Here is a 21,584-nt window from a genome sequence, read left to right as displayed (position 1 = left end):
AGATTCCTCGGTTTTCATTTCATTAAAAGTAAGAGACCTATTTTTTCAGTGGACTCATCTTTTCGGAGTTCTTTTTGTCTTTTCTTTTACCCTTCTCCCTTGCATTTTCTCTCTTTTTTTGCCAAAATAGAGGGGTAGAAAGAAGGTAGCATATGTCTAAATTACAACAAATCGTAACATATCTTGAATCAGAAAAACTAGACGTCGCTGTCGTATCTGATCCCGTCACAATCAATTACCTCACTGGCTTTTACAGTGATCCCCATGAACGCCAAATGTTCCTTTTTATCCTAGCGGATCAGGAACCTCTCCTCTTTGTCCCAGCCCTTGAGGTTGAGCGTGCAAGCAGCACTGTTTCCTTCCCAGTTGTGGGCTATGTGGATTCTGAAAATCCATGGCAAAAAATGAAACATGCTCTTCCACAACTTGACTTCAAACGTGTAGCTGTTGAGTTTGACAATCTCATCTTGACCAAATACCATGGCTTGAAAACCGTTTTTGAAACTGCTGAGTTTGAAAACCTCACACCTCGTATCCAACGCATGCGCCTCATCAAATCAGCTGACGAAGTGCAAAAAATGATGGTTGCAGGTCTCTATGCTGACAAGGCTGTTAAGGTTGGTTTTGATAATATTTCTCTTGATAAGACTGAGACAGATATCATCGCCCAAATCGACTTTGCTATGAAGCGTGAAGGCTATGAAATGAGCTTTGACACCATGGTCTTGACTGGTAATAATGCTGCAAATCCACACGGCATTCCAGCAGTAAACAAGGTTGAAAATAATGCTCTTCTCCTCTTTGACCTTGGTGTTCTAGTCAACGGCTATGCGTCAGATATGACTCGTACAGTCGCAGTCGGCAAACCTGACCAATTCAAGAAAGACATTTATAGCTTGACTCTTGAAGCCCAACAAGCTGCTCTTGACTTTATCAAGCCGGGTGTGACTGCTCATGAAGTGGACCGTGCTGCTCGTGAGGTCATCGAAAAAGCTGGTTACGGTGAGTACTTCAACCATCGTCTCGGTCATGGTATCGGTATGGATGTTCACGAATTCCCATCTATCATGGAAGGAAACGACATGATCATCGAAGAAGGCATGTGCTTCTCTGTTGAACCAGGTATCTATATCCCTGGTAAGGTCGGTGTCCGCATAGAAGACTGCGGTGTTGTTACCAAGGATGGCTTTGAACTCTTTACAAGCACCAGCAAAGATTTGCTTTATTTTGATTAAAATTATACAAAAAAAGTTAGCTCGAACAGCTAACTTTTTACTTTATCTTCTTGATACTTTGACTAAGAATAAATCCTACAATCATCCCCACCATATTTTGCATGAAATTTGGTAGAATTTCTGGTAGGGCTGCAGCCCAGCCATTCATCAATGTAGAACCCAAGGCGTAACCCCCTACCATGGCAATCGTTGCCAAGATAAGGCCTAACCACTGAGCTTTTCCTTTAAATCCTGCGAAAAATCCCTGCAAGCCATGGTTGACCAAGCTAAAGAACATCCACTGAGGATAGCCTGATAAGAGGTCAATCAAGAAACCTGCTAGTCCTCCGACTACAGCTCCTTCACGACTACCAAAGTAGAAGGCCGCAAAGAAGACACCCGCATCTAAAAGAGTTAGAATGCCTGTCGGTGTTGGAATTTTTAAGAAATAACCTAGAACCACAGAGAGAGCGGTTAATAGGGATACAAGGGCAATTTTAGTTGTTTTGGTTTGCTTCATATTGTCTTACTCCATACTGATCTGCTTGTGCAATGGCACGGTAAACGAAAGCCTTAGAGCTTTCTACTGCTGGTAAAAGTTCATCACCTTTGACTAGATGACTGGCAATGCTGGAAGCAAAGGTACAACCTGCACCAGCATTTTGTCCTTGGATGACAGGATTTTCTAGGACTGTAAAGTTTTGTCCATCATAAAAGACATCCATAGCCTTGTCCTGACTAAGGCGATTTCCTCCCTTGATAATGACTGCTGGCGCGCCTAAGTCATGCAATTTCTGCGCTGCAGTTTTCATGTCTTCCAAGGTTTTAATTTCCTGGCCAGCTAATAATTCTGCTTCTGGAAGGTTAGGCGTAATCACGCTGACATGAGGGAAAAAGCGAATCAATTCTTGGCAGAGCTCACTAACTGCTACGTCGTGTGTTTCCTTGCAGACCAAGACAGGATCCAGAACCACAGGCACTTCTGGACGTTGTTTGATAAAATCCAAGGCCTTCTCAGCTACGCTGACAGTTGGTAGAAGACCAATCTTAATCCCCCCAAACTCCACATCACGCAAGCTATCTAATTCATGTTGAAAAATGGCATCGTCAGTTGGAAAGACTTCAAAGCCCTTTTCTGTTAAAGCTGTTAAGCAAGTCACTGCTACAAAACCATGCAAGCCGTTCAATGTATAGGTTGCCAAATCTGCTGACAAACCACCACCACTAAAAATGTCATTTCCAGAAAGTGCTAAAATACGATTATTCTTCATAATGAATCTCCTTTAAATACAAACCATTTGGTGCTGCAGTAGGACCTGCAAGTTGCCTGTCCTTTCTCTCCAAGATCAGGTCAATCTGCTCCACTGGCATACGATTATTTCCGATTTTGAGCAGTGTCCCCACCATATTGCGAATCTGCTTATACAAGAAACCATTTCCTGAAAAGGTAAAAGTCAAAAACTGGCCTGTCTCATCAACCCTGAGACTAGCTTCTGTAATGGTGCGAACCTTATCCTCCACATTAGTCCCAGAGGCTGTAAAACCGGTAAAATCATGGGTTCCCTCTAGCTTTTTGATTGCAATCTGCATCCGTTCCACATCAAGTGGGTAGGGAAAGTGAGTGGCATAATGACGGCGCATAGGATTTTTGGGACGTCCTCTATCCACAATAAACTCATAGGTCTTGCTATGCTTGGCATAACGGCAATGAAAATCATCTGCCACAAGCTCAATCGAAATCACATCAATATCTTCAGGGGACTGGGTGTCCAAGGCAAAGCGAAGTTTTTCCTCATCCATTTGATAGGGCAGGTCAAAATGAATGACCTGTCCCAATGCATGAACACCACTATCAGTTCTACCAGCACCGTGAACAGTGATGGCTTGCCCTTTATTGAGTCTCGTCAAGGTTTTTTCAATTTCCTCCTGAACGCTACGCGCATGTGGCTGGCGCTGAAAACCAGCAAAGGCATAACCATCATAGGAAATAGTTGCTTTGTATCTTGTCATAACTTCTATTTTATCAAGAAAATAGTACAGTAACAAGCTAGAAAATTTACAACTGTATGGGTATAAAATTCACAAAAAGAAAAACTTAGGAATCAATCCTAAGCTCTCTTTTGAAGTAGGTACATGACAAAGATAGAGGTTACAATCAACCAAGATCCTAAAATGGCAAAGACCAACATCCCATTGTGCGTCATTAAGCCAATCGCACCTAGAATGAATGGAGTCGTAAAGGCTCCGAAGCTACAACCTAATACAGCAAATGAAGTTGCTTGATTGAGGAGTTTAGCTGGAATTCGTTCAGAGACAAGTTGAAAGACCGTCGTCAAGGCTACACTGTAGGCAAAACCAGCTAGAATACTCCCTGCTACAACTACCCATAAGGATGGTGACAAGGCAATCACGATTTGCCCTAAGCCGAAGGTAATACCAGACCAGAGGAGCAGTTTCTCTTTAAATATTGAAATCAGGAAAGAAAAACTAACACCAGCCACAATCCCGATCAACTGCATGACACTAAGAACAAAACTAGATAACTGGGCATCTCCAAGTCCTCTTTCCACCATCAAACTTGGAATACGAATAGTAATAGCCGTATTGGTACAAACTACAACTGCCGCTTCAATAGCTAGGATAAAAATCAAGCCCTTCATTTCCCGAGTTAAGCGACTTGCTTCCTTCGTTTTTTTCTTGACTTCTTTCTTTTCTTTTCCATAAGGGACAAAGAGCAAATAAAGGGTCAACACCAAAAATCCAGCACTATAAGCTAAGAAAGTAGCTGTCCAACCAAAGGCCAACAACTGACCGACTGCCAAGGTGATGAGAGAAGCCCCCACAACCTCTGCAGAACCGCGTAGCCCTAACATCTGAATTCGCGTTTTTCCTTGATAGCGTTCACTGATAATAGAAATTGCCTTGGCATTAATCATCCCTACACCCAAACCAAAAAGAATCCGTGTTCCAAAGACAAAGGGATAGGCTTGATACCAAAAGGGTGCTGTTCCACTCAGTGATAAAATTAACAATCCCAAACTAATCTGTAATCGCTCAGGAAATATTTTTTCTAAGAAACCATTTAGTAGTAACATAATCATGATCCCAAAAGATGGCAAGCTCGCCAAGAGCTCAATTTGTTCCTTAGGATAACCTTGATAATAGTCAAACATGGCTGGCAGGGCACTCGAGATGGAAAAGGATGTAATCAAAACGAGGGAGAGAGCCAAAATACTGGCCCGTTCTAAAAATTGTTTCATGAAATCTCTTTCTATATTTTCTCTTAATCTTCTGTCTCTTTTGATAGTTATCAAACAAGTAAGAAAAGAAGAAGCCTCTTTGGTGTATAGACTCCTTCTTAAACTCGAAAATGAATCCCTTGTGTCTTATACTCAATGAAAATCAAAGAGCAAACTAGGAAGCTAGCCGCAGGCTGTACTTGAGTACGGCAAGGCGAAACTGACGTGGTTTGAATTTGATTTTCGAAGAGTATTAGGATGACTTTCTCTTGATTTGCTTGATAAAGTAGAAGATAAATCCTGCCACCATATAGGCAACAAAGATAATCAGACACCACTTGAACACAACATCCCAACCCTTGTTTACATTCAAAAAGAAGTAAGGGAAGGGACTGACCTTAGAATTAGGAACATCAAGTTTCAATACCAAACCATTAAAAAGAGCAAAAATCATATACAGCAAGGGTAAAATCGTCCACACAACTGGATCCCAAATCTTGTATTGACCCTGTTTGTCAAAAAAGAGGGTATCTGCTAAAAACCAGAGGGGAACGATATAGTGGCAAAGGAAATTTTCTAGGGTATAGAAATTAGTCGCAATAGGCGCTAATAGGAAATGGTAAATCACACATGTAATCATGATACTCATGGTGACCCCACCTTTTAAGCGCAAGAGATTTGGCCTTTGCCAGTTTTCACCTAAACGGCTCATAACCTTTAGGAGATAGAGCGTAAAAATCGCTACTAAGAGGTTGGACAGAACCGTATAATAGAGCAACATCCCAAATCCACCATGCTTGGCGATTTCAAGATAAACTCCCGTAAAAGCCGCTAGAAACAAGAAGATACGGCTATAAAATACAAGTTTATAGTGTTTTGACATGCTTAAATTTTCTTCACAAACTCTGATTTGAGTTTCATGGCACCAAAGCCATCAATCTTACAGTCGATATTGTGGTCGCCTTCTACGATGCGGATATTTTTAACGCGCGTTCCTTGTTTCAAATCTTTTGGCGCACCTTTTACTTTCAAGTCCTTGATTAGAGTGACTGTATCACCGTCAGCCAATTTATTTCCGTTGGCATCGATAGCAACAAGGCCCTCTTCTACATCTGCAACTTCAGCAGGATTCCACTCATAAGCACACTCTGGGCAAACCAGTAGGGCACCGTCTTCGTAGACATACTCTGAGTTACATTTTGGGCAATTTGGTAGGTTGTTCATGATTTCTCCTTATAAACATTCACTATTCTTTGAAAATCAAAATTTCTCGAACAGCAACTATTATACCTTAAAATCAGCATTTTGACAAATTTAGAAAAAACCGATATCAATCTATCGGCTTTTCTACATTTACATTCTTTTTTCAGCTTCTGCTTTGATTTTTTCAACTACTTCTTGAATGTTCAAGCCAGTTGTATCAAGGTAGACAGCATCCTCTGCTTGTTTGAGAGGTGAAGTCTCACGATGACTATCCTTGTAGTCACGCGCAGCAATTTCCTCTTTTAGGGTTTCAAGGTCTGTTTCAATTCCCTTAGCAATATTTTCCTTGTAACGGCGCTCTGCTCTCTCATCGACTGAAGCTACTAGGAAAATTTTTAATTCTGCTTGTGGCAATACAACCGTTCCAATATCGCGACCATCCATGACAATCCCACCTTGTTGGGCAATTTCTTGTTGGAGGGAAACTAGTTTCTCACGTACTTCAGGAATTGCTGCAATAGCTGAAACATGATTGGTCACTTCATTTTCACGGATAGGATGGGTAATATCCACATCTCCTACAAAGACAAGCTGTTCTCCAGTTTCTGAGCGTCCAAAACTGATTGGATGCTGGTCCAATAAGGCTAAAAGTTCCTCAATCTCTTCCACTCCTAATTGGTTCTTGAGAGCCATATAGGTCGCCGCACGATACATGGCACCTGTATCTAGGTAGGTGTATCCAAAGTCCTTGGCAATAATCTTTGCGACCGTACTCTTACCACTTGAAGCAGGGCCGTCAATAGCAATTTGAATTGTTTTCATATCAACTCCTATTTGATTTTAACAACATCACCTGGATTAGCAAACCAAGATCCTGTAGCCATATGACTAGGATTTAAGGCTTCTAACTGAGCAATCGAAATCCCAGCGCGAGCTGCAATGGCTGCTTCTCCTTCTCCAGCTAAGACTTTTGTCGTCCCTTCTGGATCTGTAGCTTCCTCCGAGTGTTCAGAAGAAGATTCTGAACTCTGTTCAGGCTGGGAACTACTAGAAGATGAAATCTGTACTACATTTGCGTCTGAATCGTGAAAATCTTTCAAGGCTGCTGTGCGATTACTCCCACCCGATGATAGATAGATGAGAACAATAATCATTACCACCACAATTACAAAGAAAATACTGGCTAGGATCGTCAAGACACGATTGGCTACTACATCTCTACCTTGAGTTCTCTTACGACGTTCTGATCTTGTTTCTTCTTGATTTTCATAAATATCTTCTTGCCACGGTTCTTTTGCCATACCTTACTCCTTGTTTTTTTTTACTTTTCTTATTACAATATAAATATGAAAATCACACTTATACCTGAACGATGCATCGCCTGTGGGCTTTGCCAAACTTATTCTGATTTATTTGATTACCACGATAATGGAATCGTGCGTTTTTACGATGATCCTGACCAGCTGGAAAAAGAAATTTCTCCTTGTCAGGATGTCTTAGAGGCTGTTAAAAATTGCCCAACTCGCGCCCTGATTGGAAACCAGGAAGCCTAAATCAATGGCGATAATCCACTCCCTCTAGTTTAGCACATTTCCATGTAAAATTATAGTCTTTTCACTTTATTTTTTTCTGTAAAATCAGGAAGGTCGCTTTTTTCTTTGATAAGATAAAGTGGTCTTTTTTTAGTCTCTAGATAAATCTTACTGATGTACTTGCCGAGAATCCCAATGGTCAAGAGTTGAATGCCTCCGAGAAAGAGAATAACAGCCATCAGAGAGGTCCAACCTGATGTCGGATTGCCCATAATGAGGGTCCGAACCACGACAAAAAAGGTCATAAGCAGAGAAATGAAACAAGATAGGAGACCAGCCACAAAGGCGATAATCAAGGGAAAATCTGAAAAATTAACAATCCCTTCAATGGAGTAAAAAAAGAGTTGCCTAAAACTCCAACTGGTCTTACCAGCCTGCCTTTCGACATTTGGATAGTCCAAATAGTAGGTTTTGAATCCCACCCATGCAAAGAGCCCCTTTGAAAAACGATTGAACTCGGTCAAACTTAAAATGGCATCGACTACAGACCTTCTCATCATACGAAAATCACGAACACCTGACGGCAGGGCTACTGGACTGATTTTTTGCATGAGGCGGTAAAAGATATCAGCACAGAAACTACGAAAGAAGGGTTCTCCCTCCCGACTGGTTCTCCGTGTTCCTACGCAGTCCAAATCTGCATTTTGGTCTAGTAAGGCTTTCATCTCAAGCAACATACTAGGAGGATCCTGCAGGTCTGCATCCATTACCACCACTAGGTCTCCTGTCGCATATTGTAAGCCTGCATACAGAGCTGCTTCTTTGCCAAAATTTCGTGAGAAAGAAAGATAATGCACTGCCGGATTTTGCTCCCGATAGGTCTTTAAAAGTTCCAAAGTCCCATCACTTGATCCATCGTCGACAAAGACATACTCGATTTCTGTTTCCAAATCTGGAAGTAAAGCTTCCAAAGCCTGATAAAAAAGAGGAAGTACTTCCTCTTCGTTTAAACAGGGGACAATGATTGATATCACCATCTTAGTCTTCGAATCCATTTGGATGCTTGCTTTGCCAACGCCATGCGTCTTCACACATTTGGGTGATGCCTAATTCTGCTTCCCAGCCGAGTTCTGCTTTAGCTTTTGCTGGGTCTGAGTAGCAGGCAGCGATATCACCTGGGCGACGTTCTACGATGCGGTAAGGAATAGGACGTCCCACTGCTTTTTCCATGTTTTGGATAATTTCAAGAACTGAGTAGCCTTTACCTGTACCAAGGTTATAAATGTTTAGACCTGAGCCTTTTTGGATTTTTTTCAGAGCTGCAACATGACCTTTAGCCAAGTCAACAACGTGGATATAGTCACGAACACCTGTTCCATCTTCCGTATCGTAATCGTCTCCAAACACTTGCACCTGTTCTAATTTTCCAACGGCTACTTGCGTCACATATGGCAAGAGGTTGTTTGGAATACCGTTTGGATTTTCTCCTAGGTCTCCACTTTCATGAGCTCCGATTGGGTTAAAGTAACGAAGCAAGACCACATTCCATTCTGGGTCTGCCTTGTAGATATCGGTTAAAATTTCCTCAAGCATAAGCTTGGTACGACCGTATGGGTTGGTCACTGAAAGTGGGAAATCTTCCAAGATTGGCACTGTATGAGGATCTCCGTAAACTGTCGCAGAAGAACTGAAAATGATGTTTTTACAGTTGTTTTCTTCCATGGCTTTTAGAAGACTGACAGTTCCTGCGATATTGTTATCATAATAGGCAAGAGGGATACGGGTAGATTCACCAACAGCCTTCAAGCCAGCAAAGTGAATGACCCCTGTTGGTTCTTCTTGTTTGAAAATGTCACGAAGAGTATCTGTATCACGGATATCTGCCTCATAGAAAGGCACTTCAACTCCTGTAATTCTCTCAACAACTTCTAAACTTTTTCTGTTACTATTCACAAGGTTATCCACCACAACAACCTGATGACCTGCTTGGATTAACTCAATAACAGTGTGGGTCCCGATAAAACCTGCCCCACCCGTTACCAAAATCTTTTCTTGCATCTTCTTTCCTCGATTCTCGGATTATTTTTTCTTATTTTACCATTTTTGATAGGGAATGTCATTTGCCATCCTAGGGGGTAGGATAAAATTTCAGTAAAATTCTTATTCGCTTTTTACTCGTTTGACATAGTTTTCAATTGGATAGTTTAGAGGATCCAAGGTCAATTCCTTACCTTGAACCAGTTGGGCTAGGTGGTAACCAATGATAGGACCCGTTGTGAGGCCTGATGAACCTAGTCCACTAGCAGCATAGACACCTGCTAAGCCAGGTACTTGCCCAAAGAAAGGTGAGAAATCACTGGTATAGGCACGGATTCCCACACGCTCAGTCCTTGAAGTCGCTTTAGATAAAACTGGATAATGGGGCAAGGCTGCTTCCTCCATTTGTTGGAGTAAGGTTTCATCTACCGTCAAATCAAACCCCATGTCATTTTCATGAGTAGCACCTAAGGACAATTTCCCACCTGCAAAAGGAATCAAATCCCACTCCCCTTCGGGCATAACAACAGGGTAAGCTTCCATGTCTTGGGCAAGCCTATAATCTCGGAGTTGCCCCTTTTGGAGACGAACATCCACAGCATAACCCAAGGGTTCTAACATATCCCCCAACCAAGCTCCCGTCGCCAAAATAACCTGATCAAACACCTCTTCGTCAATCTGGTAACCTGATGCTAAAGGTGTCAGAGTCACTTTTTCTTTGACCAGCTTGACATGACTGGCTTCCAGCAAACGAGTCACTAAGAGTTGACCATCTACTCTCGCTCCACCAGAAGCATAGAGCAAGCGATCAAATCCCTGCAAGACAGGGAATAATTCATTAGCTGATGCTGGGTCCAGAATGGCTAATTGCCCTATCAAGGGAGATTCTTCTCTGCGCTGGAGGGCTAGTTGATAGAGTTCTTCCAGCTTGGATTCGTCCTTTTTCAAGAGAAAGACTCCCGAACGCTGGTAAAAATCGATTCCTTGCCCTGACTTTTCTAAATCAGCCAACAAATCCACATAAAAATCAGCCCCCAAACGCGCCATTTTGTACCAGGCCTTATTGCGGCGTTTGGAAAACCAAGGACTGATAATTCCTGCTGCGGCCTTGGTAGCCTGACCTTGTCCATGGTCAAAGACGGTTACTTCTAGGTCACTTTCTTTAGAGAGGTAGTAGGCAGCTGTTGCTCCCACAATTCCTGCTCCAATAATGGCAACTTTTTTCATTGTTTTCACTTTCTAACTAGATATGGTGGAAAGGATTGGTCGATGCTTGACTAGGTAAAATCTCTAGTTCCCAGCCTTTTTCCTCTTTCCATTGAGTAAGAAGCTCTGCAATTTTTTCCACAAAAAGCACTTCGATATAGTGACCTGGGTCCAATGCCAACAAACCATCAGACAGCATATCCTGGGCAGTATGGTAGTAAATATCACCAGTGATATAGACATCCGCTCCCTTAGCTAAAGCATCCTTATAGAAAGACTGCCCGCTCCCACCACAGATGGCCACTCTTGAAATAGGCTTCTGCAAATCATTCTCTTGATAATGCACCAATCGAAGGCTATCTAAACCAAAGACTTGCTTGACATGTTGGGCTAGTTCCCCAAATGTCTGAGGCCGAATATTTCCAATACGTCCAATCCCACGTTCAGATCCTGTCTCCTGCAGATAAGTCGTTTCCTCGATACCTAGCATCTGGCAGAACCAGTCATTAAGGCCATTTTCAACGATGTCAATATTGGTATGGCTTACATAAACTGCGATGTCATGCTTGATGAGATCAATGTAAATCTGATTTTGTGGACGGCTGGATATCAAATCCTTGATGGGACGGAAAATCGGCGCGTGCTTGACAATAATCAAGTCCACACCCTTTTCAATGGCTTCAGCCACCGTTTCTTCACGAATATCCAGAGCCACCATAACCCTTTGGATATCCTTGTCCAAAGTTCCAATTTGCAGGCCACGACTGTCTCCCTCCATTGAAAATTCCTGAGGGCAAAAAGCTTCATATGCGTTAATTACTTCACTTGCTAGCATGGAGAACCTCCTTGATGGCTTGAATTTTATCCACTAGAACTTGACGTTCCTCCAGATTTTTTTCTGGGATTTTTCCGAGGGCAAACTCTAGCTTAACAGCTTCTTTTTGCCATTTTTGGACAAAGACTGGGCTGACTTCTTTGGACAAAAAAGGACCAAAGCGAACATCACTGGCTGATAACTTCATTTGTCCTGCTTCCACCACCAAAATCTCGTAAAACTTGCCAGCTTCTTCTAAGATGCTTTCAGCTACAATCTGAAATCCGTTCTCTTGTAACCAGATACGCAAATCGTCTTCACGATTATTGGGTTGGAGGATCAATCGTTCTACATTAGCTAACTTGTCCAAGCCTTCTTCTAAAATCCTAGCAATCAAACGACCACCCATACCAGCAATGGTAATGACAGACACTTGGTCTGCCTCTTCAAAAGCTGCCAAGCCATTGGCTAAACGAACATGGATTTTCTCCTTTAGGCCGTGGGCCTCAACATTTTTGACAGCAGACTGATAAGGTCCCTCCACAACTTCACCTGCAATGGCGCTTTCGATTTTTCCTCTTTCGACTAACTCGATAGGCAAATAAGCATGGTCACTCCCCACATCTAGTAAAATGGCTCCCTGCGGCACAAAAGACGCCACCAACTCTAATCTCTTTGAAATCATCTTCTCTCTCTTTCCAAAACTCTATTACCTCTTATTATACCACATTTCAGCCAGCACTCCTGCACCTAAAAAGACCGCAATCCACAGATTGCAGCCTTTCTTTATTTTCTGGCTTGATAGCGACTAGTCAGGATGAAAATCACGGTAAAGACCAACATCATGACACCATAAACAGGTAATGTTTGTCCTGTTAAGGTCGAAATTTCAAGCAGTTTTTGGATTCTTGGGAAGAGAGCTGTGGCTAGGAAGCCTCCTACTGACCAAACAATCAAGAGGACACGCCAGAGGGTAAATGGCATGCAGGCTCTAAATACGGATAAGAAACCAATTGACCCCAAGAGATAATAGAGTAAAGTTGAGATTTCTAACTCAGACCAACCTTGGCTACTTCCAAATAGTTTCACAAAAAGAACGCTGAACACAACCATGAGAGCACTTGGTAGAGCACGAAGCATGGATCTTCTGAGGAAATTTGGCTCAACAGGTTTGATATTTCGCTCAAAAGTTAGAACGAATGGTGGGAAACCTTCCACGAACTGGTCAATCATGGTAATCTGGATTGGAATGAAGGGGAAAATTAAAATCCATTCAGACCGTCCCAGAAGAGCACTGGCAATACAGATGACTGCGAGCAAGAAGGAATAGATGGTCTTTATCAAGAAAATCGGTGCAATGTGGGCAATGTTATTGACCACACGACGACCTTCAAAGAGAATCTCAGGAACATCATTAAAGTCAGAGTTCAAGAGAACCAGATTGGCAATCTGACGAGTCGCAGGATCTCCCTCAGCCATCACAATAGAACAATCCGCCTCACGAAGGGCCAGAATATCATTGACTCCGTCTCCCGTCATAGCTGTTGTATGACCCGCTTTTTTCAGCGTTTGGATGATGAGTTTCTTTTGATGAGGGGAAACACGTCCGAAAATAGCTGTCTCCTCAGCCATAGCAACCAATTCCTCATCCGTCATTTTCGAGCAATCTACATAACTGTGGTAGTCCGCAAAACCAGCCTTCTGGGCAATGCTGGATACCGTAACTGGATTGTCACCAGAGATAATCTTGAGCCCCACTTCCTGAGAACGGAGATAGTCCAGCGTCTCTGCTGCTCCCTCTCGAATGGGGTCCAAGATTTCCAGCAAGGCTAGAGCCTGAATATCAGATGGTTTTTGTGGTTTGTGATGGTCTAATTTCTCCTGACTGAGAGCTAAGACTAAGACACGTGAACCTCTCTCCAAGGCCTTTCTGGCTTCTGGGACCTCAGAATCCAGCAACATCTCAGGCGCCCCTAAGAAAACTGTTCCCAAACCTTCTAACTCCATGGCTCCCCACTTGCGATCGCTTGAGAAAGGCATATTAGAGATCATAGGATAGACTACCTGACCTTGGAAACGCTGACGAATAGCTTGAGCTGTTGGATTTTTATCCTCACTGTGAGCTATGTAGCTGGCCAAAATGCTGGCAATAGCCTCTTCACCATAAGTTGCCGTCAGCGGAAAAACAGCTTCCACCTGCATCTTTCCTTGGGTGATGGTACCCGTCTTGTCCAAACAGAGCATATCCACGCGCGCCAAGGTCTCAACAGAGTACATCTCCTGCACCAAAACCTTTTTCAAACCTAGCTTGATAACTGCAGTCAAGAGCGAAGTAATGGTCAAAAGGGCGATTCCCTTAGGCAACATTCCCAGTAGGGCTGTCGACGAGTTTACAACGGATGACTTAAGAGGCAAGCCTTTTAAAATCAAAGCTTCTAGCAAGAGAGCCAGACCAAAAGGAATGATAATCTTCCCAGTAAAACCTGCTAACTTGTCCAGCGATTTCATGATACGGGAGTTGATTGGTTTAACGGTCTTGGCTTCCAGCATGAGTTTGGCAGCATAGTTATCAGATCCAACATGGTGAACTTGAGCCAAAACTGCCCCACTAGCCAAGAAACTTCCTGACAAAAGCAAGGCATCCACTTCCTTCTGCACCAAATCACTTTCCCCCGTTAACATGGCTTCATTGACTTCCGCAAAGCCTTCCAAAACCAAGGCATCACTGGGAATCTGCTCTCCAGCAGACAGACGAATGACATCTCCTAACACCAATTCTTCAGGATTAAGAGCAACTTCCTGACCATCACGAATAGTCTTGACCTTTTCTTTGGTCATGAGATTGAGCTTGTCCACCATGTGTTTGGCCCGTAGCTCGGTCACAATTCCAGAAAAAGCGTTAAAGCAGATAACGGCAAAGAAGACCAGATTGCTCCAAGCCTGCACAAAGGCTAACGCCAAAGCAATGGCAAAGTTCAAAGCGTTAAAAAGGGTAAAGACATTTCGTTTAACGATTTGCCAAGTGCTAGTACTGGCCGATGCGGTAAAATCATTGACCAAGCCCTTAGCCTGTCTTTCCTTGACTTCTCTTTGGGTTAATCCCATAATCTTATTTTTATCCATGAATTCTATCATATCATTTTTTCTAAAAGAATTCTAATCTCATCCCAAATATGCACCTAGTCAAGGGAAAAGTTTGCCAGCCCTCCTTTGATAAGGTATAATAATAACAAGAAAACAATCGAAGGAGATCGTATGTTTTATACTTATTTACGTGGATTGGTTGTATTGCTCCTATGGTCCATCAATGGCAATGCCCACTATCATAATACTGATAAAATTCCTAATCAAGATGAAAATTATATCCTGGTGGCGCCTCACCGTACCTGGTGGGATCCTGTTTACATGGCTTTTGCGACCAAGCCAAAACAGTTTATCTTTATGGCCAAAAAAGAACTCTTTACCAACCGTATCTTTGGCTGGTGGATTCGTATGTGTGGCGCCTTTCCCATCGATCGTGAAAATCCTAGCGCCTCAGCCATCAAATACCCTATCAATGTTCTTAAAAAAAGTAATCGCTCTCTCATCATGTTTCCAAGTGGGAGCCGTCACTCAAACGATGTCAAGGGGGGCGTAGCTCTGATTGCCAAAATGGCCAAGGTCCGTATCATGCCGGTTACCTATACAGGTCCTATGACCTTGAAAGGCTTGGTTAGCCGTGAACGTGTCGATATGAACTTTGGAAATCCAATCGATATCTCAGATATCAAGAAAATGAATGATGAAGGCATTGAAACAGTCGCCAATCGCATTCAAGCAGAATTCCAACGTTTGGACCAAGAAACGAAACAATGGCATAATGATAAAAAACCAAACCCACTCTGGTGGTTTATCCGCATACCTGCCCTCATCCTTGCCATTATCCTCGCTATCCTAACTATCATCTTTAGCTTTATCGCGAGCTTCATATGGAATCCAGATAAGAAAAGAGAAAAACTTGCTTAAATAAATACAACAATCCCTTGGCAAAAGCCAAGGGATAAATCTTTTATTCGATTTTCCATTTTTGGGCCAACCAGCTGGAAAAAGCTAGGAATCGTTCAGCTACTTGTTCATGGTGTCCATAAGGATCAAAGACAAATTGACCGTTCGGATAGCGTTTCTGAAGACTGGTATGGATCTGCTCAGCATAGGCTGGTGCTTGAGCCAAGCGATTAGCATGGTGCGCTCCTTCTGTTTGACCATTCTGTAAATACAGCAAACAGTCTAGATTTTTCACATTTTCTTCCTTGCAGTAAGTCACAAAATCAGGATACCAAAAGGAACCGCAAATCGAAAAGACACAGGAAACCTTGTCAAAGCTGAAAAGACTGTAGACTGCCGCCAAACCGCCTAGTGAATAACCTCCGTAGGCAAGGCGTGCTTCGTCCAGGCGATAAAGCGAGTGCAACTTGTCTAAAAGACCTCCAAATAAATGATTATGATAGACCTTGGCCTGACCTCCAAAATCTGGAGCTCCATCTCTCAGAGCAGCTGCCTTCCAGGGCGTGTAGTCATCTAGGCGATTTTTAGAGATCAAGCCCACTAAAATCACAGATTCGGAAAGGGACGATAGGAAGTCCAAGTTTCCATCATTCAATAAAATTGCCGGATAGGTTTGATTGGGGTCGTAGTTAGAGGGAAGGCTGATTTTGACTTGAATTCCTTCCCAATCAAACTCATTATTTATTGATAAAGTCATTGATTTTCTCAAGGGAATCAATCACTGCTGGACCATAGTCCATCAATTCATCGTAAGAGATGGTCATGATTTTTTGATTCTTAATAGCAGGAACGCTTTCCAAAACAGCATTTGCCTTCATCAACTCTACTGCTTTTTCATCCAATTTTTTATTGCGATCGCTGGTTACATAGATAATCAATTCAGGATCCATTGACACGAGATTTTCCAAGGTCAAACCTGATGTCCCCGTAGCAACGTTTGTATAACCAAGTTGATTCAGCAAACTTTCTTGCAAAGCAGACTTGTAGGCACCGAAGGTTTGATCATTATAAGCAACCATAATCAAAGCCTTTTTCTTTTCACCTTGGCTTGCTGGATTTGCTTTCTTAACAGCGTCAATTTTAGTTTGTAATTGGGCTGCGTATTCATTAGCCTTATCCTGAACATTAAAAATCATTCCAAGATTTTTAACGTCTTCTACAATATTTCCCAAATCTTGCTGAATTGTTGAAAGAGAGGCTTTTTGCGTATAAACTGGGATTTTGTTTTCATTCCAAGTGCTAACTGTCCCCAAGGATTTTTCAGAAAACATCATGTTTCGACCCATCACAGCGTCTGGCTCATAAGAAAGGACTGTCTCTTGTGAGACTGTTTTTTTATCCCCAATTTGAGGAATAGATGCAATCGCGTCCTTGTATTTGTCCGTCACAGCATTGTCTGGATTGAGCATGCCAACAATTTTATCCTTCAAGCCTAACTCCAATAAGATTTCAGTGGTTGAAAGATTGTTGGTGATAACTTTTTCAGGTGCCTTGTCAAAGACTTGCTCGACTTCATTTCCCTTAGCATCATAAGTTTTGACCGTTAGCGGATAAGTCGTCTCTGCGCTTGCCTTTTGACTTGTTTCTGCGCTTGATTGGGTCGTAGCTTTTTCTGTAGTAGTATTACCACAAGCTGCCAAAGTTAAGGTAGCTACTGTTATGAGTAAAATGCTTAGTGTTTTTTTCATCTTGTTTTCCTTTTCGTTCTTATAAATAGTGAATCATGGCTTGCTGATCTTCGGTCCAAGTAACCTGACTTTGAACTCCGTATACAGTTTGCAATGACTCAGGGGTGATGGTCTCCTTTGGAGTCCCTTGGTAAAGGATTTCTCCCTCTTTCATCAGATAGAGATAATCCGAATAGCGACAAGCAAGTTGAATATCATGCAAGACAGCTAGAACATTGACCTTGAGCTCCTTCACAATGGCCAATAAGTCCAGCTGGTACTTGATATCCAGGTGATTGGTTGGTTCGTCTAGGAGTAAGAGAGTCGGTTCTTGCGCCAAGGCGCGGGCTAGTAAGACTCGCTGTTTCTCTCCTCCTGACAGAGACGAATAGAGACGAGTTTTCTTCTCAAGCATATCCACCTTGACGAGGGCATCTTGAACGAGGGTATAATCCCTTTCCTTTTCCTTCTGTAAAAAAGAGAGGTGGGGAGTTCTTCCCAGCAAGACGATTTCCTCAACTGTACAATCAAACTGCAATTGATTAAACTGAGTGACAACTGCCATTTGCTTGGCTGTTTCTTTGAGCGTCCATTGTCCCAGAGGCTTTCCATCTAGGCTTATCAAGCCTTTGTCCGCCTTTTCCTGACGATAGAGGAGTTTAAGTAGACTGGTTTTCCCGCTTCCATTTGGTCCTAGTATCGTGTGAAATTGATTCCCTTCAACCTTAAGAGAGATTCCTTTGAGGATTTTTTTCTCTCCTAGTCCAAAATGGATATCCTGACAAATCAAGTCCATATCAGACCCTCACCTCCCTTCGACTACCTCCAACAATGTAGATAAAAAAGGGAGCGCCTACTAAGGCTGTGAAAATACCAATAGGAAGCTCTGCGTTTGGAATGATGATACGAGAGAGTACGTCTGCCCAGATGACAAAGAGGGCACCCAGCAAGGTTGCAACAGGAAAAAGCCTCTTGTAATTCGTTCCTACTAACCCTCGAGCTAAATGTGGAGTAATCAGACCGACAAATCCAATAATCCCACAGGTTGCCACTAAGACTGCTGTTAGCACAGCCACCATGGTCACATAAAGATACCAATAAAAGCGTAAGGGAATTCCCAAAGTTAAAGCAGCCTCATCTCCCATCATCATCGCATTGAAAACACGATACTGAGTAGAGAAAAATAGAAAGGCTATTCCCACTACTATAGTTGGCAGGACCAAGTCTGCCCAGGAAGTCCCCGCGAGCGAGCCCATGGTCCAAAACTTAATGGTCATCACACTGTCCGCATTAGCGCCAACTGAGATAATAAAGTTTGAAAAAGCCAGAAAGAGAGCATTGACCACCGTTCCTGATAAAATCAGACTGGAAGTTGTCATCCTTCCCTGCATAGAGGCAATGATGAGGACAGCAATTGTTGCCAAGATAGCTCCAAGAAAAGCTCCAAGGCTAATCATCACTTTTAAACCAAGAATGATGCTCAAGGTTGCCCCTAGAGTTGCACCCGCAGATATTCCTAAGACATAAGGCTCTGCTATGGGATTGTTCACTGTAGACTGCATCACGCTTCCACACATAGAAAGGCCTGCTCCTACTATCAGACCTAACAATATTCGAGGGAATCTCATGTTCCATACAATGGCAAGAGTGGACTTGGAAACCTCTCCTATCTCAAGAGGAAATCCTAACCTGCTCAAAATAATCCGATAGGTATCTCCTAGATCAATTGCAACAGATCCCATTGAAACTGCTAGAAAGAGAGAAATCCCTAAAATACCTAGCAAAACAACTAAAAGTAACACAAATTGCTGGTCTTGTCGGCTTCCAGAAAATTTGGAAAGCATGCAAACCTCCTTTGATAGAATCTTAAAAATTTAGAAAATTCTCATGAAAAGTATACCATATTTTCAACAATGGAACAAGATGAGAAAAATAAATATAGTTGGTCTTACAGTGCTAATAATCGTAACCGAAGATTATACTTGAGTATATCGAGATAAGGTGACAACATAAAAAGCCCTCTGAAAATCAGAGAGCCAATTTGAGCTCGGGATAAAATCCTAGTGAAACAAAAAAATCTACACGGTCAGAAAAGTCTCTATCGTGCCATTTTCATACATGATGTATAGTCCAAGTAGAATGAATACTAAGGGCACAATGATTCGCTCGTATTTTTCAATTGTCTCGAATATTAAGGGAATAGAGGATAACACCCGACTAATCTCGCATAAGATAATTATGCCGATTACAAACACAAGCAAGGCCACGAGGGTCTGTGACCAATCTAATGAAGCAAAATAAGGTATATAGATACCTAAATTATCTCCGCCAGACGCAATTGTCAGCAATGTAACTGTCCAAAACAGTTGATTTGCCTTGCTTTGTTCTAATCTTTCAATAATTTCTTCCTCTTCTTCCTCTTCTTCCTCACCTTCTCCAATAATTGCAAAGCGAATCCCTAAATAGATAGGGATTAAACCAAGCAATCCAACCATCCATTCTTCAGGCACGAAATTAACGACATAAGCAGCAACTAAACTCGCCCCTACAAGTAAGCCTGTGCCTAGATATTGCCCCGCATAAATATGCCATTTTTGTTTATTCTGTGATAGCTGTGCAAATAAAATAAATAAAATAATTAAATAATCGATACTGGTGGAAATATAAACACCAATAGCAGATATGATTGTCTGTCCCATAAAAAACCCTCCTGTATTAGTCAGTAATAAATCAGCAGATTTTAGGAGAGCACAGACACATTAATTTAGCTATCGCTAGTGGGTAATGTCGAACATAGGAAAGCATTTTACTCCTCCTCAAAACGTAGTTACAAAGTAATTTCTAACTGGAATTCGGTGACTACTTCCATGTAAAGTATAACATACTATACTTTACTTCGTAAAGTGTGGGCTCTCCGAAGGGGCTTGCAGACAGCTACTCGGCTTTTCAAGCCGAGTAGCTACGCACCCTTATGGTGTAATTAGCTGATACCATTTGAGGTTTTTGTAGTCTCCAAAATTGTGACCGATAAAACCTCAATAAAAAAGCCCTCTGAAGTCCGAGAGCTGATTTGAGCCCGGGCTAAAATCCTAGTGAAAAAGATGAAACTCCTTGTGTTCATCGAACACTGTGTCATTTCCCTATTTTCATACGGATTTCTTACGCCCTTAGCATCATAATTCTTGCTGGATAAATCGTTTATAGACGAGGCGAAGATCGTACGAAACGTTCAGTGAAACAAAAAAATCTCCCCGAAGGGAGAATATCTGGTTTATTTTACCTTACAGTGCTAGGAACCGTAACCTAAGATTATACTTGAGCATACCAAGGTAAGGTGACAACGTAAAAAGCCCTCTGAAAATCAGAGAGCTCCAGTCTTGCTGGATAAACTGTTTATAGACTAGGCGACGAGGCGAAGGTTGTACTAATGGTACATCGAGCCGAAGTCAACGAAGTATAGAAACGGTTTAGACGCAAGATTAGCGACGAAGTCCTAGAGAGTTGATTAACTCACGGTAACGGTTAACGTCGTTTTTACGCAAGTATGCAAGCAAGTTACGACGGCGACCGATTTTTTTCATCAATCCACGGTAAGTAGCGTGGTCTTTTTTGTGTTGTTTGATGTGTTCGTTAAGGTGGTTGATTTCCCAAGTAAGGACAGCAACTTGAACCTCTACTGAACCTGTATCACCTTCGTGACGTGCATATTGTGCGATGATTTCATTTTTTTTCTCTTTTGAGATTGCCATGATGTTTCTCCTTTTTATTTGGCTTCATCCGAGTGACAGGTTGGCATGCCTGTAACCAAGAAGAAGTTATTTGTCTTTACGACAATCCCTATTCTACCAATAACTACCTTCTTTGTCAACAGATTTACTTTCTTGTTTTAAATATGCTATAATAATTATAGCAAGAAATCTAAGTTGTCTGTTTTTTAAAACGAGGTGATTATCACGCCTAGATTCTATTCCCATCTCCCCTATTATTTGGTCATCTTTTTCTTTTACTGGCCACTTTATCAGTTGTTATCACTAATTATTTCTGACCCCCTTTTGCTCAAGAGTCTCTACGTAAATAATATTCTCTTCTTTACACCTCTGGTAATCTTGATTATATCGCTACTCTATAGCTACCGTTTCCGTTTCTCACTTTGGTGGTTAATTGGTAACGGACTGCTCTTTTGCTTTACTATCATAACTTTTGGTGAGTTTATACTGATTTACTTGCTAATCTATGAAACCTTGGCTCTGGCGGGCATGGCTTCCGGTATTGGCATCAAGCATATTCTACAAAAATGAAAAACAAAAAACTTTCACAAAATCCTTGAAAAATCTCACAATCATGCTATAATAATCCATAGAGACAAGTCACTTAGTCCCTTTCTACTAGAGAGTGCGTGGTTGCTGGAAACGCATAGGAAGCCTAAACTGATACTACTCTTGCGTTTTTTATGAAAACATAAAACGGTGGCCACGTTAGAGCCAATCAGAGGTGTCCCTCTTTTTGGGGTACATAAATGAAGGTGGAACCACGTTGCGACGTCCTTTCGAGGATGTCGCTTTTTGTTTTTCTAGCTTTCACAATCCTCTGTCCCTGTTTTCAGAATAGGGTTAACACATTCGTCAATA

The 21,584-nt window shown here is 42.1% G+C and carries 23 protein-coding genes and 2 pseudogenes; 5 read left to right on the top strand and 20 right to left on the bottom strand.

Annotation, left to right across the window (positions count from 1 at the left end; genetic code table 11):
* Nucleotides 1-152: 152 nt before the first annotated feature.
* A complete protein-coding gene (locus tag O3650_RS06945; protein WP_153193223.1) occupies nucleotides 153-1,235 on the top strand; it encodes a Xaa-Pro peptidase family protein in 1,083 nt (360 codons plus the stop codon).
* Between the two features lie 37 nt (nucleotides 1,236-1,272).
* On the opposite strand, the gene O3650_RS06940 is transcribed toward O3650_RS06945, so the two are convergent.
* From O3650_RS06940 to O3650_RS06905, 8 genes are all read right to left on the bottom strand, one after another.
* Nucleotides 1,273-1,734 (bottom strand): ECF transporter S component, encoded by a 462-nt coding sequence (locus O3650_RS06940; RefSeq protein ID WP_033682106.1) that lies wholly within the window; start codon nucleotides 1,732-1,734, stop codon nucleotides 1,273-1,275.
* Nucleotides 1,712-2,485, bottom strand: a complete 774-nt coding sequence (locus O3650_RS06935) for a bifunctional hydroxymethylpyrimidine kinase/phosphomethylpyrimidine kinase (protein ID WP_153193221.1) — start codon at nucleotides 2,483-2,485, stop codon at nucleotides 1,712-1,714. The genes O3650_RS06940 and O3650_RS06935 overlap by 23 nt, the downstream gene beginning before the upstream one ends.
* On the bottom strand, nucleotides 2,475-3,224 hold the full coding sequence (gene truA / locus O3650_RS06930) for a tRNA pseudouridine(38-40) synthase TruA (RefSeq protein ID WP_153193219.1): 750 nt from the start codon (nucleotides 3,222-3,224) through the stop codon (nucleotides 2,475-2,477). The genes O3650_RS06935 and truA overlap by 11 nt, the downstream gene beginning before the upstream one ends.
* A 98-nt stretch (nucleotides 3,225-3,322) precedes the next feature.
* Nucleotides 3,323-4,474, bottom strand: a complete 1,152-nt coding sequence (locus tag O3650_RS06925) for an MFS transporter (RefSeq protein ID WP_261074516.1) — start codon at nucleotides 4,472-4,474, stop codon at nucleotides 3,323-3,325.
* Nucleotides 4,475-4,706: 232 nt separating this feature from the next.
* Nucleotides 4,707-5,336, bottom strand: coding sequence for a Pr6Pr family membrane protein (locus O3650_RS06920; protein WP_203176414.1), 630 nt, complete (start codon nucleotides 5,334-5,336; stop codon nucleotides 4,707-4,709).
* 2 nt (nucleotides 5,337-5,338) lie between these two features.
* Complete coding sequence (locus tag O3650_RS06915) at nucleotides 5,339-5,677, bottom strand: zinc ribbon domain-containing protein YjdM (protein WP_001061596.1); 339 nt, start codon at nucleotides 5,675-5,677, stop codon at nucleotides 5,339-5,341.
* Nucleotides 5,678-5,806: 129 nt separating this feature from the next.
* The gene (cmk, locus tag O3650_RS06910) at nucleotides 5,807-6,478 is read right to left on the bottom strand and encodes a (d)CMP kinase (protein ID WP_153193213.1); all 672 of its coding nucleotides are present in this window, start codon (nucleotides 6,476-6,478) and stop codon (nucleotides 5,807-5,809) included.
* A gap of 8 nt (nucleotides 6,479-6,486) precedes the next feature.
* Complete coding sequence (locus O3650_RS06905; RefSeq protein WP_143952369.1) at nucleotides 6,487-6,957, bottom strand: SAG1386/EF1546 family surface-associated protein; 471 nt, start codon at nucleotides 6,955-6,957, stop codon at nucleotides 6,487-6,489.
* A gap of 45 nt (nucleotides 6,958-7,002) precedes the next feature.
* On the opposite strand from O3650_RS06905, the gene O3650_RS06900 reads away from it, so the two are divergent.
* The gene (locus tag O3650_RS06900; protein ID WP_173270218.1) at nucleotides 7,003-7,209 is read left to right on the top strand and encodes a ferredoxin; all 207 of its coding nucleotides are present in this window, start codon (nucleotides 7,003-7,005) and stop codon (nucleotides 7,207-7,209) included.
* 50 nt (nucleotides 7,210-7,259) lie between these two features.
* Here O3650_RS06900 and O3650_RS06895 read toward each other — a convergent pair whose 3' ends face one another.
* The 6 genes from O3650_RS06895 to O3650_RS06870 form a co-directional block, all read right to left on the bottom strand.
* Nucleotides 7,260-8,225, bottom strand: coding sequence for a glycosyltransferase family 2 protein (locus O3650_RS06895; protein WP_203176412.1), 966 nt, complete (start codon nucleotides 8,223-8,225; stop codon nucleotides 7,260-7,262).
* Nucleotide 8,226: 1 nt separating this feature from the next.
* Entirely contained in the window at nucleotides 8,227-9,246 is a 1,020-nt protein-coding gene (gene galE / locus O3650_RS06890; RefSeq protein WP_203176410.1) for a UDP-glucose 4-epimerase GalE, read from the bottom strand.
* Between the two features lie 102 nt (nucleotides 9,247-9,348).
* Nucleotides 9,349-10,452 (bottom strand): FAD-binding oxidoreductase, encoded by a 1,104-nt coding sequence (locus tag O3650_RS06885; RefSeq protein ID WP_203176408.1) that lies wholly within the window; start codon nucleotides 10,450-10,452, stop codon nucleotides 9,349-9,351.
* 16 nt (nucleotides 10,453-10,468) lie between these two features.
* Entirely contained in the window at nucleotides 10,469-11,266 is a 798-nt protein-coding gene (locus O3650_RS06880) for a Nif3-like dinuclear metal center hexameric protein (protein ID WP_203176406.1), read from the bottom strand.
* The gene (locus O3650_RS06875) at nucleotides 11,253-11,930 is read right to left on the bottom strand and encodes a tRNA (adenine(22)-N(1))-methyltransferase TrmK (protein WP_203176404.1); all 678 of its coding nucleotides are present in this window, start codon (nucleotides 11,928-11,930) and stop codon (nucleotides 11,253-11,255) included. The genes O3650_RS06880 and O3650_RS06875 overlap by 14 nt, the downstream gene beginning before the upstream one ends.
* A 101-nt stretch (nucleotides 11,931-12,031) precedes the next feature.
* Nucleotides 12,032-14,368, bottom strand: a complete 2,337-nt coding sequence (locus O3650_RS06870; protein ID WP_203176422.1) for a cation-translocating P-type ATPase — start codon at nucleotides 14,366-14,368, stop codon at nucleotides 12,032-12,034.
* 132 nt (nucleotides 14,369-14,500) lie between these two features.
* Here O3650_RS06870 and O3650_RS06865 point away from each other — a divergent pair, with 132 nt between their 5' ends.
* Entirely contained in the window at nucleotides 14,501-15,250 is a 750-nt protein-coding gene (locus O3650_RS06865; RefSeq protein WP_203176402.1) for a 1-acyl-sn-glycerol-3-phosphate acyltransferase, read from the top strand.
* Between the two features lie 43 nt (nucleotides 15,251-15,293).
* Here O3650_RS06865 and O3650_RS06860 read toward each other — a convergent pair whose 3' ends face one another.
* The 6 genes from O3650_RS06860 to rpsO form a co-directional block, all read right to left on the bottom strand.
* Nucleotides 15,294-15,986 (bottom strand): alpha/beta hydrolase-fold protein, encoded by a 693-nt coding sequence (locus tag O3650_RS06860; RefSeq protein WP_203176400.1) that lies wholly within the window; start codon nucleotides 15,984-15,986, stop codon nucleotides 15,294-15,296.
* Nucleotides 15,967-16,977, bottom strand: a complete 1,011-nt coding sequence (locus O3650_RS06855; protein ID WP_261083423.1) for an ABC transporter substrate-binding protein — start codon at nucleotides 16,975-16,977, stop codon at nucleotides 15,967-15,969. The genes O3650_RS06860 and O3650_RS06855 overlap by 20 nt, the downstream gene beginning before the upstream one ends.
* Nucleotides 16,978-16,996: 19 nt before the next feature.
* The gene (locus O3650_RS06850; protein ID WP_203176396.1) at nucleotides 16,997-17,752 is read right to left on the bottom strand and encodes an ABC transporter ATP-binding protein; all 756 of its coding nucleotides are present in this window, start codon (nucleotides 17,750-17,752) and stop codon (nucleotides 16,997-16,999) included.
* 1 nt (nucleotide 17,753) lies between these two features.
* Nucleotides 17,754-18,800: an iron ABC transporter permease gene (locus O3650_RS06845; RefSeq protein ID WP_203176394.1), complete on the bottom strand. Its 1,047-nt coding sequence runs from the start codon at nucleotides 18,798-18,800 to the stop codon at nucleotides 17,754-17,756.
* Nucleotides 18,801-19,034: 234 nt separating this feature from the next.
* On the bottom strand, nucleotides 19,035-19,655 hold the full coding sequence (locus O3650_RS06840; protein WP_000531711.1) for a CadD family cadmium resistance transporter: 621 nt from the start codon (nucleotides 19,653-19,655) through the stop codon (nucleotides 19,035-19,037).
* A 780-nt stretch (nucleotides 19,656-20,435) separates the two neighbouring features.
* A complete protein-coding gene (gene rpsO / locus O3650_RS06835; protein ID WP_001018251.1) occupies nucleotides 20,436-20,705 on the bottom strand; it encodes a 30S ribosomal protein S15 in 270 nt (89 codons plus the stop codon).
* 201 nt (nucleotides 20,706-20,906) lie between these two features.
* Between rpsO and O3650_RS06830 the strand changes: the two are divergent.
* A pseudogene (locus tag O3650_RS06830) lies at nucleotides 20,907-21,283 on the top strand (hypothetical protein).
* Nucleotides 21,284-21,356: 73 nt separating this feature from the next.
* A pseudogene (locus tag O3650_RS06825) lies at nucleotides 21,357-21,564 on the top strand (hypothetical protein).
* Nucleotides 21,565-21,584: the final 20 nt, after the last annotated feature.

The sequence above is a fragment of the Streptococcus sp. 20925_1_24 genome, from assembly GCF_041432335.1.
Lineage (GTDB): Bacteria > Bacillota > Bacilli > Lactobacillales > Streptococcaceae > Streptococcus > Streptococcus mitis_BM.
The sequence above is the reverse complement of the archived record's forward strand: the minus strand, read 5'-3'. Positions and strand labels throughout refer to the sequence as shown.